The sequence below is a fragment of the Belnapia rosea genome, from assembly GCF_900101615.1.
GTDB classification, from domain to species: domain Bacteria; phylum Pseudomonadota; class Alphaproteobacteria; order Acetobacterales; family Acetobacteraceae; genus Belnapia; species Belnapia rosea.
The window spans coordinates 459,085-472,171 of the sequence record NZ_FMZX01000002.1 but is presented as its reverse complement, the minus strand read 5'-3'; the positions used below and the strand labels follow the sequence as shown (position 1 = coordinate 472,171).

The 13,087-nt window shown below is 67.9% G+C and carries 11 protein-coding genes; all 11 read right to left on the bottom strand.

The genetic code is table 11. The features are described from left to right. Positions 1-3 precede the first annotated feature (3 nt). Complete coding sequence (locus BLR02_RS08380) at positions 4-507, bottom strand: (2Fe-2S)-binding protein (protein ID WP_090563434.1); 504 nt, start codon at positions 505-507, stop codon at positions 4-6. Positions 508-617: 110 nt separating this feature from the next. Beyond that, complete coding sequence (locus BLR02_RS08375) at positions 618-959, bottom strand: hypothetical protein (RefSeq protein WP_090662316.1); 342 nt, start codon at positions 957-959, stop codon at positions 618-620. Positions 960-962: 3 nt separating this feature from the next. Further along, entirely contained in the window at positions 963-2,003 is a 1,041-nt protein-coding gene (locus BLR02_RS08370; RefSeq protein ID WP_090563430.1) for an ABC transporter ATP-binding protein, read from the bottom strand. Beyond that, on the bottom strand, positions 2,000-2,998 hold the full coding sequence (locus tag BLR02_RS08365; protein ID WP_090563428.1) for an ABC transporter ATP-binding protein: 999 nt from the start codon (positions 2,996-2,998) through the stop codon (positions 2,000-2,002). Before BLR02_RS08365 ends, BLR02_RS08370 begins: the two co-directional genes overlap by 4 nt. Positions 2,999-3,001: 3 nt before the next feature. Continuing rightward, complete coding sequence (locus BLR02_RS08360) at positions 3,002-3,928, bottom strand: ABC transporter permease (protein ID WP_090563426.1); 927 nt, start codon at positions 3,926-3,928, stop codon at positions 3,002-3,004. Next, a complete protein-coding gene (locus BLR02_RS08355; RefSeq protein ID WP_090563424.1) occupies positions 3,928-4,869 on the bottom strand; it encodes an ABC transporter permease in 942 nt (313 codons plus the stop codon). The genes BLR02_RS08360 and BLR02_RS08355 overlap by 1 nt, the downstream gene beginning before the upstream one ends. A 26-nt stretch (positions 4,870-4,895) precedes the next feature. Continuing rightward, entirely contained in the window at positions 4,896-6,533 is a 1,638-nt protein-coding gene (locus tag BLR02_RS08350; protein ID WP_342670564.1) for an ABC transporter substrate-binding protein, read from the bottom strand. Between the two features lie 147 nt (positions 6,534-6,680). Beyond that, positions 6,681-8,261, bottom strand: coding sequence for an ABC transporter substrate-binding protein (locus BLR02_RS08345; RefSeq protein ID WP_090662314.1), 1,581 nt, complete (start codon positions 8,259-8,261; stop codon positions 6,681-6,683). Between the two features lie 64 nt (positions 8,262-8,325). Continuing rightward, positions 8,326-9,897 (bottom strand): ABC transporter substrate-binding protein, encoded by a 1,572-nt coding sequence (locus BLR02_RS08340; protein ID WP_090662312.1) that lies wholly within the window; start codon positions 9,895-9,897, stop codon positions 8,326-8,328. Positions 9,898-9,928: 31 nt separating this feature from the next. Continuing rightward, the gene (locus BLR02_RS08335) at positions 9,929-11,506 is read right to left on the bottom strand and encodes an ABC transporter substrate-binding protein (protein WP_090662310.1); all 1,578 of its coding nucleotides are present in this window, start codon (positions 11,504-11,506) and stop codon (positions 9,929-9,931) included. Further along, on the bottom strand, positions 11,503-13,086 hold the full coding sequence (locus BLR02_RS08330) for an ABC transporter substrate-binding protein (RefSeq protein ID WP_090563414.1): 1,584 nt from the start codon (positions 13,084-13,086) through the stop codon (positions 11,503-11,505). Before BLR02_RS08330 ends, BLR02_RS08335 begins: the two co-directional genes overlap by 4 nt. Between the last annotated feature and the right edge of the window lies 1 nt (position 13,087).

Here is a 13,087-nt window from a genome sequence, read left to right as displayed (position 1 = left end):
GACCTATTCGGCTGCCGGCGCCAGGGCCTGGGCCCGGCCGTGCATGACCTCCTGCGCCGCGGCGATCGCCTTGACGATGTTGTGGTAGCCCGTGCAGCGGCAGAGGTTGCCCTCCAGCCCCTCGCGGATCTCCTTCTCGGAGAGGCCGTCCGGGTGCTTCTTCACCAGGTCGATCGCCGACATGACCATGCCCGGGGTGCAGAAGCCGCATTGCAGGGCATGGTATTCGCGGAAGGCCTCCTGCATCGGGTGCAGCGTGCCGTCCGGCTTGGCCAGGCCCTCGATGGTGGTCACCTGGCTACCATTGGCCTGGAGAGCCAGGATGGTGCAGGCCTTCACGCTCTCGCCATCCACATGGACGACGCAAGCGCCGCACTGGCTGGTGTCGCAGCCGACATGCGTGCCGGTCAGCCGCAGCTTCTCCCGCAGCAGCTCCACCAGGAGCGTGCGGCCCTCGACCTCGACCGTGCTCGTCTTCCCGTTCACGGTCAGCGTTACCTGCGGCATGCCGCGCCTCCCCCAGATCCATTGGAAATCCGGCGCCCCGCGCAACGAGGGACGCCCATGGGTGGAAAGGTCGCCTCGCACCCGGCTTCCGTCAAGGACCAGAGCGGGGCTCAGCCCCGGCCGCCAGCCTCGGGAGGGCTGGCCCGGGCGGCGGAGGCCTCGGGCAGGGCCTGGATCAGCCGCTTCCGGCCCCGCGTCAGCAGCAGGAGCAGGCCAAGCACCACGGTCCCCAGCGGCCAGAGGGTCCAGAGCGTGCCGATGGCCATGGCGCCGAACATCCCCGCCCCGATGGCCACCTCGGGGTCCGGCCCTGCAAGGAAGGGGGTGACGGCCGCGCAGGTCCCGAGGCTGCCGAGCAGCATCAGCAGCTGGAAGCCCCAGAAGCTCCATTTCACCACCCGGCCGAAACGGCTGCGCCGCTCCCGGACCTCAAGCAGTACCGGCTCGGCCACCGGCTAGACGGCCAGTAGGGCCTGCCCCTTGGCCACGGCCAGCGGGTTCCGGTCGGCCGGCAGGTCGTGCAGATGGCAGGCCGCCGTATGCCCCGCCTCGAGCGCTGTCGGGATGGGGCGGAGCGGCGGCTCCTCCGTCCGGCAGCGGTCGAAGGCATAGGGGCAGCGGGTGTGAAAGCGGCAGCCGGTGGGCGGGTTGATAGGGCTCGGCACATCGCCCTTGAGAAGAATCCGCTCCCGCTGCTTTCCCGGCATCGGCACCGGCACGGCGGAGAGCAACGCCTCGGTATAGGGATGCTTCGGCGCGGCGAAGAGGCTGCGCTTCGGCGCCACCTCGACGATCTTGCCGAGATACATCACCGCCACCCGGTGCGTCATATGCTCGACGATGGCGAGGTCATGGCTGATGAAAAGCAGCGCAAGGCCCAGCTCGCCCTGAAGGTCCTGCAGCAGGTTGACGATCTGTGCCTTCACCGAGACGTCGAGCGCCGAAACCGCCTCGTCGCAGATGATGAGGTCGGGCTCCGCCGCCAGAGCGCGGGCGATGCCGATGCGCTGGCGCTGGCCGCCGCTGAATTCATGCGGCCAGCGGTTCACCGCGTCCCGCGGCAGCCGCACCGTGTCCATCAGCTTGGCCACCTTGGCAGTGAGCTCGGCGCCGTTGCGCGCCAGGCCGAAATTACGGATCGGCTCGGCCAGGATGTCGCGCACCCGCATGCGCGGGTTCAGCGAGGAGAAGGGATCCTGGAACACCACCTGCATGCGCCGGCGCATCGGCCGCAGCGAATTGGCAGGCATGTCGTCGATTCGCTTGCCATCGAGCACGACCTGCCCATCGGTGATCCCGAAGAGTTGCAGGACGGCTTTCCCGACCGTCGACTTGCCGCAGCCGCTCTCGCCGACCAGCGAGAGCGTCTCGCCCTTGTTGATATGGAAGGAGACACCGTCCACTGCGTAGACATGACCGGTGACGCCGCCGAAGAACCCGCCCCTGATCGGGAAATGCTTCTTCAGGTCCTGAACATCGAGCAGCGGGGAGCTCATGCGGCAATTGCCCCTTCCTTGAGAGCGTAGTGGCAGGCGGCGACATGGCCCGGCGCCTTCGGCTCCAGCGCTGGCGCCACCTTCACGCAGAAATCCGTCGCATGCGGACAGCGCGAGGCGAAGACGCAACCGGGGATCTTCTGCTTGAGGCTTGGCACCAGGCCGGGGATCTCGGCCAGCCGTGTCTCGGTGCCGGTAAGGGAGGAGCCGAGCTTCGGCATCGAGCCGAGCAGCCCCTGGGTATAGGGATGCCGCGGCGTGTTGAAGAGCTCGACGACGGGCGCCTCCTCCACCTTCTTGCCGGCATACATCACCACCACCCGCTCGGCGACCTCGGCGACGACGCCGAGGTCATGGGTGATGAGCACGATGGCGGCGCCGACGGTGCGCTTCAGGTCGCGCATCAGCTCAAGGATCTGCGCCTGGATGGTCACATCGAGCGCCGTGGTCGGCTCGTCCGCGATCAGCAGCTTCGGGTTGCAGGCGAGCGCGATGGCGATCATCACCCGTTGCCGCATGCCGCCCGAAAGCTGGTGCGGATATTCCCGCACTCGCCGCCCCGGCTCCGGAATGCCGACCAGCTTCAGCATCTCCACTGCCTTGGCCTCGGCCTCCCTGGCCGAGAGCCCTTGATGGAGGCGCAGCGTCTCGCCAATCTGCCGACCGATATTCAGCACCGGGTTCAGCGAGGTCATCGGCTCCTGGAAGATCATGCTGATGTCGTTGCCGCGGATGCTGCGCATCTCCGGTTCCGACAGCTTCAGCAGGTCCCGCCCCTGGAAGCGGATGGAGCCGGCGATCTTGCCCGGCGGCTCCGGGATCAGGCGGAGTATCGACATCGAGGTGACGGACTTGCCGCACCCCGACTCGCCGACGATCGCCACGGTCTCTCCGGCATTGACATGGAAGCTGACGCCATCCACCGCACGGTTGATGCCGTCCGGCGTGCGGAAATGCGTCTGCAGGTTCTCGACGACGAGGAGCGGTTCCGCCATGGCTCAGACCCTCTTTGCCATGCGCGGGTCGAGCGCATCGCGCAGACCGTCGCCGAGCAGGTTGACCGCGAGAACGGTGATGGAGAGGAAGATCGCGGGGAAGAAGACGATATAGGGCTTCACCTGCCAGAGCGCCCGCCCCTCCGCCATGATGTTCCCCCAGGAGGGGATGATCGGCGGCGTGCCGGCACCGATGAAGGAGAGGATGGCCTCGGTGATCATCGCCGCGGCGCAGACATAGGTTGCCTGCACGGTGATGGGCGCGAGGGTGTTGGGCAGGATGTGCCGCAGGATGATGCGCGGCGTCCGCGTTCCGGCGGCGACGGCGGCATCCACATAGGGCTGCTCACGGAGCGAGAGCACCACGCCCCGCACCAGGCGGGAGACGCGCGGGATCTCGGCGACGGTGATGGCGAGGATCACGTTCTGCACGCTGCCACGGGTCAGCGCCATCAGGGCGATGGCCAGCAGGATCGGCGGGATGGACATCATGCCATCCATGATCCGCATGATGATGCTGTCCGCCCAGCGCACATAGCCCGAGATCATGCCGATGGTGAGGCCGATGATCGAGGAGCAGAAGGCCACCGAGAAACCGACCATCAGCGAGATCCGCGCGCCGTACAGGACACGGGAATAGACGTCCCGCCCCAGCATGTCGGTGCCGAACCAGTACATCGCCGAGGGTTCGCGTGTCCGGCGGGCCGGCGCCAGCGCCGTTGGATCGACCGTCCAGAGCAGGGGCGCGAAGACCGCGATGCAGAGCATCAGCAGCAGCAGGCCACCGCCGATGGCGATCGTCGGGTTGCGCCGGAGGAAGCCGAAGAAGCCCTTCTTTGGCTTCACCGGGGGCAGCACATCCGGCATGGGGGGCGCCGCCGCCACATCCTGCGGCAGGCTGGCGGAGGAGAAGGCCGCGGCGGAGGACATCAGTAGCGGATCCTCGGGTCGAACAGGGTGTAAAGCAGGTCGATCAGCAGGTTCACCAGCACGTAGACGAAGCTGAACAGCAGCACCACGCCCTGGATCACCGGGTAGTCACGCCGCAGGATCGCATCCACCGTCAGCCGGCCGAGGCCGGGGATGGCGAAGACGCTTTCCGTCACCACCGCGCCGCCGATCAGCAGCGCGATGCCGATGCCGATGACGGTGACGATCGGCACGGCGGCATTCTTCAGCGCATGCAGGAACAGGATGCTGGTCTGCCCGGCGCCCTTGGCGCGCGCCGTGCGGATGTAGTCCTGCTGCAGCACCTCAAGCATCGTCGCCCGGGTGATCCGGGCGATCAACGCGATATAGACCCCGCCCAGCGCGATGGCTGGCAGGATCAGGTTCTCGAGCCAGGGGAAGAAGCCTTCCTCGAACTTCGTGTAGCCCTGCACCGGCAGCCAGTCGAGTTCCAGCGCGAAGATATAGGCCAGCACATAGCCCACCACGAAGACGGGCACCGAGAAGCCGAGCACGGCGAAGCCCATCACCGCGCGGTCGATCCAGCTGCCCTGCTTCCAGGCGGCGACGACGCCCATGGGCACGGCGATGGAGACCGCGAGGCAGAGGGTCAGGATCATCAGCGAGAGGGTCGGCTCGATCCGCTGCTGGATCATCGTCGTGACCGGCAGGTTGGTGAAGATCGAGACGCCCATGTCGCCCCTCAGGATGTTCCACACCCACTCCCCGAACCGCACCAGGAAGGGGCGGTCGAGGCCGAGCGAGGCACGGATCCGCTCCACATCCTGCGGCGTCGCCTGGTCGCCCGCGATCACCGCGGCCGGGTCTCCCGGCGCGATGTAGAGCAGGCTGAACACGAAGAGCGCCACGATAGCCATCACCGGAATGGTGGCCAGGACGCGCCGGACTACATAGGCGAACATGGCGCCTCCTTTTTCCTAAACCGTCGTCAAGACTTCGATACGCCCCAGAAGAAGGGCAGTGGTCCCTTCACGATGCCAGAGACGTTGGATCGCCAGGCCTGGTAGCTGAGGAAGAAGCCGGTCGGCGCATAGACGACATTGTCGAGCGCGGCCTTGTTCAACCGGCCGATCACCGCCTTCTCCGTTGCCAGGTCAGGCGCGTCGAACCAGTTCGCCACCTCGGTCTCCACCGCCGGCACATCCGGCCAGCCGAACCAGGCGCCGGCGCCATTGCCGCGGATGGCATTGTAGACGGCGGGATTGATGCAGTCGGCACCAGCATGCCAGCTATGGAACATGCTCCAGCCGCCCTGGCCAACCGGGTTTTTCATGGCGCGGCGCTGACCGGTGGTGCCCCAGTCGGTTGCGACGAAATCCACATTGAAACCGATCCGCTTCAGCAGGTCGGCGGTGACGTCGCCCTGCGCCTTGGTGATCGGCTGGTCCTGCGCCACGATGCAGGTAACCGGGGAGCCGTTGTAGCCGCTCTCGGCCAGCAGCCGCTTCGCCGCGTCGAGGTTGCGCGGCCCCTTCAGGATCTCGCCGCCCTCCTCCGAATACAGCGGCGTGCCCGGCGTGAAGTAGCCGGGCAGCGGCTTCCACAGGTTGTTGTCGTCGCCGACCAGCGCCCGCATGTAGTCTTCCTGGCTCAATGCCGTCAGGACCGCGCGCCGCGCCTTCAGGTCGTTGAAGGGCGTTGTCGTGTGGTTCATGCGGAAGGTGCCGACATTGCCCAGCGGGTCGGCGATGTCGACGCGGATGTTGCGGTTGCGGCGGAGCTGCGGCACCAGGTCTGTGATCGGGTTCTCCCACCAGTCGATCTCGCCGTTCTGCAGCGCGACCGAGGCGGTGGCCGGATCCGGCATGATGATCCACTCGATCCGGTCGACGCCCATGCGCTTGCCCCCGGCCAGCCAGGAGCTGGGCTCGTCGCGCGGCACGTAATCGGCGAATTTCTCGAAGACCGCCCGCGCGCCCGGGTTCCACTCGTCCCGCTTGAAGCGCATCGGGCCGCTGCCGATGAACTCGCTCACCTGCTGGAAAGGGTCTGTCTTCGCCAGCCGCTCCGGCATGATGAAGCCCATCGGCGTGCTGTTCTTGCCGAGCGCCATCAGCAGCTTCGGATAGGGCTTCTTCAGCACCCAGCGGAAGTTGCGGTCGTCGACGGCCACCAGCTCGTTCTGCAGCGCCTTCAGCATCTGGCCCATCGGGTCACGCGCCGACCAGCGAGTGAGGCTTGCCACCACGTCCTTGGCCAGTACCGGGGTGCCGTCATGGAATTTCAGGCCGGGGCGCAGGCGGAACTCCCAGGTCAGCCCATCGGCGGAAACCTGCTCCGCCTCGACCATCTGGCGCTTCGGCGTCAAGGTCTCGTCGAAGCCGTAGAGCGTGTCCCAGACCATGGCCGCGGCATTGCGGACGACGTATTGCGTGCCCCAGATGGGGTCGAAATTGGCCAGATTGGCCTGCGGCACGAAGCGCAGCGTGCGCGCTGCGGCTCCTTGCGCGAGCGCCGGCCCTGCCAGCCCGCCCGTCAGCCCAACAGAGGCGCCCACCAGGCCGGCGGCGGCCGTCCCCTTCAGGAAATTCCTGCGATCCATCTTTTGTCTTCCCCCAGCTCCCATCCGCGCAGGTTGCTCACCCGCCCGGTTATCCATCAGCCTGCCTCAACCTTGGGCATTGCGCCAGCGTACTTACGCTGCCCTGGGCCTCGGCCGCGGTCCGGCCAGAACCGCGGCCGGGTGACTTGCACGGGCCGTGCCAGCGGTGGATCAACCCCGCCGGACGTTCCAGAACAGCGGCGGGCCGCCGGTGACGATATTGGTCAGGCTGCGCCGGTAGGCCTGCGGCGGCCGCAGCAGGCCAAGCGGGATGAAGGGCGCCTCCTCCCAGACCAGGGCCTGCAGTTCCTCGGCGATCCTCCGCTCCGCTGCCTGGTCGGGCGCCTCGAACCAAGCCTCGCGCAGCGCCTCCCGCCGCGGGCTGGTGGACCAACCGATCCAGCCCTGCGCCCCATTGCCGCGGATCGGCTGATGGCTGCCAGGGACGGAGACATCGAGCCCCTCCCAGGTGGTGCAGAAGATGTTCCAGCCGCCCTGCGCCGGCGCCTCGCGCTTCGCCCGGCGCTGCACCAGCGTACCCCAGTCCATGGTCTGCAGGTCGACGGTCATGCCGGACCGCCGCAGCGTATCAGCCGTGACCTCCGACAGCGCGTTGATGGTCGGGAAGTCGCTCGGCGAGAGGATCACCACCGGCTCGCCCTTGTACCCGGCCGCGGCCAGCGCCCGCTTCGCCGCCTCTGGGTCGCGCGGCCCCGTCATCACCTCGAGGCCCACGCTGTTGGACAGCGGCGTCCCCGGGGTGAAGGCGCCCGCCGGCACCTGCCATAGCGCCTTGTCCTCGCCGAGCGCCGCCTGCATGAAGGAGGTCTGCTCGATCGCCGGGAACAGCGCGCGGCGGATCTCCGGTTTGTCGAAGGGCGGATGCAGGTGGTTGAAGCGGATCATCGCCAGGGCGCCGGCCGTGTTGACCACTTCCACCGCGATGTCGCGGTTCCGCCGCAGCACCGGCAGCAGGTCGGCGAGCGGCGTCTCCCACCAGTCGATCTCGTTGTTCTGCAGCGCGGCTGCGGCCGTCGCCGGGTCGGGCATCACATGCCATTCGACACGGTCGAAATAAACTGCCTTGCCGCCGGCCAGGAAATCCGCTGGCTCGTCCCGCGCAACATAGCCCGCGAAGCGCTCATAAGCGGCGACGCTGCCCGGCACCCATTGCGAGGCACGGAAGCGGAAAGGGCCGCTGCCGACATAGTCGGTGATCTGGGTGAAGGGATCGGTCTGCGCCACCCGCTCCGGCATGATGGCGCAGATATTGGCGGAGGGTTTCCCGAGAGCCCAGGCTAGGCCCTGCCAGGGCTTCTTCAGCACGATCTCGAAGCGATCATCGGCCGTCGGCCGCATCTCCTCGAGCAGCACGGTGAGGCGCTGGCCCAGCACGTCCCGCTTCGACCAGCGGGCGATGGAGGCGATGCAGTCCCGCGCCAGCACCGGCTGGCCGTCATGGAAGCGCAGGTCGGGCCGCAGCGTGATGGCATGGGTCAGCCCATCGGCCGAGACCTCATGCCCCGCTGCCATCTGCGGCTTCGGCTTGAAATCACGTCCGAGACCGAAGAGCGTATCGTAGACCATCAGCCCGTGGTTGCGCGCCAGCGTCGTCGTCGTCCAGATCGGGTCGATATTGGCCAGATTGCCCTGCGGTACGAAGCGCAGGGTCCGCGCATTTCCCTGGGCCCGGGCAAGGCGCGGCGCGGCCAGGGCGAGGCCGGTGCCCTGCAACAGGGTGCGACGATGCATGCGGCGTTTCTCCCGGTGCGGTCGGCTGTCCTTGCCCCAGCCCGCGTCCTCGTGCAACGGGGAGTTACGCTTTCGACATGTTCCAGAAGACCGTCGCCGGCGCCTTGAAGGCGCCGGTCACGTTGCGCCGCCAGGCGGAGGGCTGCCAGTAGAAGCCGAGCGGGATATAGGCCATCACCTCCAGCGCACGCCGGTTCAACGCCTCGGCCACGCGCCGTCCCTCGGCGGGATCCGTGGCTTCCACCCAGGCATTGCGCAGCCGCTCGATCTCCGCATCCTCGGGCCAGCCGAACCAGGCCTGCGGCCCGTTGGCACGCAGGAAGAGGTGATAGACCGGCAGCGAGAGGGACTGGCCCGAGGCGGTGGTGTGGATGATGCTCCACCCACCCCGCTCCACCGGCTCCTTGCTGGTCCGGCGCTGCACCAGCGTGCCCCAGTCGGTCGAGACCAGTTCGAGATTCATCCCCAGCCGACGCAGGATATCGGCCGTGACGAGGGAGAGTGCATTGATCTGCGGATAGTCGCCGGGTGCGACGAGCACCACCTTCTCGCCCTTGTACCCGGCTTCGGCGAGGGCAGCCTTCGCGCGTTCGATACTATGGGTCTTCAGGATCTCGCTGCCGACGTCATTCGCCAGCGGCGTACCGCAGGTGAAGACGCCTTCGCAGGCTTCCCAGCCACCTGGCTCGTTACCGGCAACGGCGCGGAGATAGTCGCGCTGGTCCACCGCCATGGCGACGGCGCGACGGATGGCAGGGTTGTCGAAGGGCGGTTGCAGGCAGTTGAAGCGGCAGACGCCATAGGTGCCATCGAGCAGCCGCTGCTCCACGACGACCTGCCGGTTCCGCCTGAGCAGCGGCAGCAGGTCGTGCAGCGGGTATTCCCAGTAATCCTGCTCGCCCGTGGTCATGGCGGAGGCGGCGGTGGCGGGGTCGGAGATCACCGTCCACTCGACGCGATCGAGCTTCGGGGTCCGCCCGCCGGCCAGCCCGTCCACCGGCTCCGCCCGCGCCTCGTAGCCATCGAATTTCGCCCAGACCGCCCGCTGGCCGGGGTTCCACTCATCCGCGACGAACCGGAACGGACCGCTGCCGATGGCGTCGCGGATCTGCTGGAAGGCATCGGTGGCGGCAAGGCGCTCCGGCATGACGAAGCAGGGGAATTGCGTCTGCCCGAGCGCCATGGTGAGCAAGGGCACCGGCTTCCGCAGGCGGAAGCGGAAGCGCCGGTCATCCAGCGCCTCCACCTCGGCGATGCTCGGCTGCAGCACCTGCATGAAGGGGTCGCGCCGTGCCCAGCGCCAGATGCTGGCCACGCAATCCCGCGACGTCACCCGCTCGCCGTCATGGAAGCGCAGCCCGGTGCGCAGGGTGAAGGTGACGGTCAGGCCGTCCGGCTCCGTCGCCCAGCCCTCCACCATCTGCGGCCGGATCTCGCCCCGGGCATCCTGGGCAAGCAGCTGGTCATAGACCATGAAGCCGTGGTTGCGGGTGACGACGGCGGTGGTCCAGACCGGGTCGAGGCTGGTGAGATTGGCCTGCGGGATCACCCGCAGCGCCCGGGACGCCCCCTGTGCCAAGGCCGGAGCCGGAAGCGCCGCGATTACGGCGCCCTTCAGCAGGCTGCGACGATCCATCCGCCGATCCTCCCTATGCTTGGTACAGCACTCAGTCCCGCTTTATGCCCCAGAAGATGGCGAAGCCCTTCACCCGGTCGAGCAGGTTCCGCCGCAGTGCCGTGATCGAGTAGTAGGCCCCGGTCGGGATATAGGGCAGCCCCTCCATCGCCGCGGCCTGGATGCGCCGGGCGATGGCCTGCTGCGCCGCGAGATCCGGCGCGTCCAGCCATTCCGTCCGCAACCGCTCCACCTCGGGCAGGTTCGGCCAGCCCGGTGCTGCCATCGCCCCATCCGAGCGGAGCTGCGCATGCGTCACCGGGTTGATGAAATCCATCCCCGAACTGGCGAAGCAGGCGATGGACCAGCCACCCTGCTCCAGTGGCCCCTTGTTCATGCGCCGCTGCGCGACCGTCCCCCAATCCGTCAGCACGACGTCGAGGTTGAGGTCGAGACGCCGCAGCAGATCGGCCGCTACCTGCGCCTGCGCGGTGGTAGAGTTGATGTCGGTGGTGCCGAGCAGCCGCACCCGCTCGCCCTTGTAGCCGGCCTCCTTCAGCGCCTGCTTCGCCCGCTCAATGCTGCGCGGCCCGCGCAGTGGCGCCAGCGCCTCGTCATTCGCCATCGGCCCGTGCGGGGTGAAGAAGCCGCAATCGATCTCGTACCTCTTCGGATCGGGCCCGACGATCGCCGTCATGAAGTCCTCCTGGCTGATGGCATGCAGGAAGGCGCGGCGGATGGCGGGATTGTCGAAGGGCGGCTGCAGATGGTTGAAACGGAATTGCCCTGGCAGCGGCAGCGGGTCGATCGGCTCCAGCACCAGATTCCGGTTCCGGCCCAGCATCTGCTGGATTTCCGGCCCCATCTGTTCGAACCAGTCGATCTCGCCGCTGGTCAGCGCCGCCGCCGCGGTCGCCGCATCGGGGATGATGTTCCACTCGACGCGATCGAAATGCACCAGCTTCGGTCCGGCGGTCAGCCCACGGCCGCCGCCATTGGTCGGGACATACCGCTCGTTGCGCATATAGACGACGCGGTTGCCCTGGCGGAATTCCTCGGCGACGAAGCGGAAGGGCCCGCTGCCGATCGCCTCCCTTACCTGCTGGAAGGCATCCGTCCGCGCCAGCCGCTCCGGCATGATGAAGAGCGTTGGGTTGGCCGGCACCGCCAGCGCCTCCAGCAGCAGAGGGAAACGGCGCTTGAGGCGGAAGCGGAAGCGGCGGTCATCCACCACCTCCACCGCATCCGTCCGCGCGGCGAGCGCCTGGCCCATCGGGCTCCGCCGCATCCAGCGCTGGATGCTGGCGACGCAATCCGTGGCACGCACCGGCTCGCCATCATGGAAAAGGAGGCCGGGCCTCAGGGTGATGGTGCAGCGGAGCCCGTCATCCTCCAGCAGATGTCCCTCGGCCATCTGCGGATGCGGGCGGAAATCGCTGTCGGTTCCGTAGAGCGTGTCCCAGACCATGTAGCCATGGTTGCGGATCACGTTGGAGGTGACGGCGACGGGATCGAGCCCGCCGAGATCGGCCTGCGGCACGAAGCGCAGCACCCGCGCGGCGCCCTGGCCGAGCGCCGGTGCGGAAAGCCCGGCCCCCGTTGCGATGAGAAGCCCGCGCCGGCCGATCATGCCCGCCTCAGGTTCCAGAAGAGGGCGAAGCCCGGCACACGGCCGGTGAGGTTGCGCCGGTGCGAGGTCATGGAGAGATAGGCGCCGACCGGGATATAGGGCACCTCATCCAGGGCGGTGAGCTGAATCTCCCGCGCCAACCGCTGCTGCGTCGCAAGGTCCGCGGCATCGAACCAGGCATCGCGCAATTCCTCGAGCTTCGGGACGGTCGGCCAGCCGAACCAGCCCGCCGCGCCATTGCCCCGCAGGGGGAAATTGCCCGAGGGGTCGGCGAATTCGAAGGAGGCGAAGGCGGTGAGGAAGGTGCTCCAGCCCCCCTTCTCCACCGGCTCCCGGCTGGCGCGGCGCTGGATCACGCTGCCCCAGTCCGTCAGCACGAAATCAAGGTTCACCTCCAGCTTGCGGAACATGTCACCCGCCACCTGGGTCATCGCCGCCGGCGCCAGGATGTCGGTCGGGCCGATCAGCCGAATCAGCTGGTTGCTGTAACCCGCCTCCTTCAGCAGGGCCTTGGAGCGGTCGATGCTGCGCGGGCCGAGCAGCGCCTGCATCCCGGCATCATTCGCCAGCGGCGTGCCGGGGGTGAAGATGCCCATATTGGCGAAGCCCGCCGGGTCCGGCCCGACGATCGAGGTCATGTAGTCCGTCTGGTCGATGGCGGGCAGCAGGGCCTGCCGGATCTTCTTGTCGTTGAAGGGCGGGTGCAGGTGGTTGAAGCGGAGGATGGCCGGATTCGGCAGGTTGTCGATCGGCTCCACCGTGATCTGGCGGTTGCGGCGGAAGAGCTGCTGGATCTCCGGCGGCGGCTGCTCGTACCAGTCGATCTCGCCAGCCTGGAGCGCCGCGGCCGCCGTCGCCGCATCGGTGATGATGTGCCACTCGACGCGCTCGAAATGCGCCACCTTCGGCCCCGCCGTCAGGCTCGGCGTGCCCGCCTGCACCGGCTGATAGTCCGGATTGCGCTCATAGGCGACGAAGCTGCCGGAATTATATTCGCGCGGCAGGAAGCGGAAGGGCCCGCTGCCCACCGTCTCCCGGATCTGCTGGAAGGGATCCGTCCGGGCGATCCGTTCCGGCATGATGAAGGCAGCCGGGTTGGATGGGTTGGCGATCGAGGCCAGCAGCCGCGGGAAGGCGCGCTTCAGCCGGAAGCGCAGCCGCTTGTCGTCGAGCGCGACCAGCTCATCGACCAGCGGCTCCATCTTCTGGCCGTTGGAGTTGCGCTTCATCCAGCGCCGGAGGCTGGCGACGCAATCCGTGGCCCGCACCGGCTCGCCGTCATGGAAGCGCAGGCCGTCCCGCAGGGTGAAGGTCCAGACGCGGCCCTCATCCTCCACCGTATGCCCTGCCGCCATCTGCGGCTGCGGCTGGAAGCGCCCATCCATGCCATAGAGCACGTCATAGACGAGCCAGGCATGGTTCCGGGTGACGTTGGCCGTGGTCCAGATCGGGTCGAGGCTGGTGAGATTCGCCTGGGGGACGAATTTCAGCACCCGCGCATTGGCGGGCTGCGCCAGGGCGGCGCTCGAGAGGGCGGCGGGCAGTGCGGCGGCGCCGGCGAGCAGGCTGCGGCGTTGCATG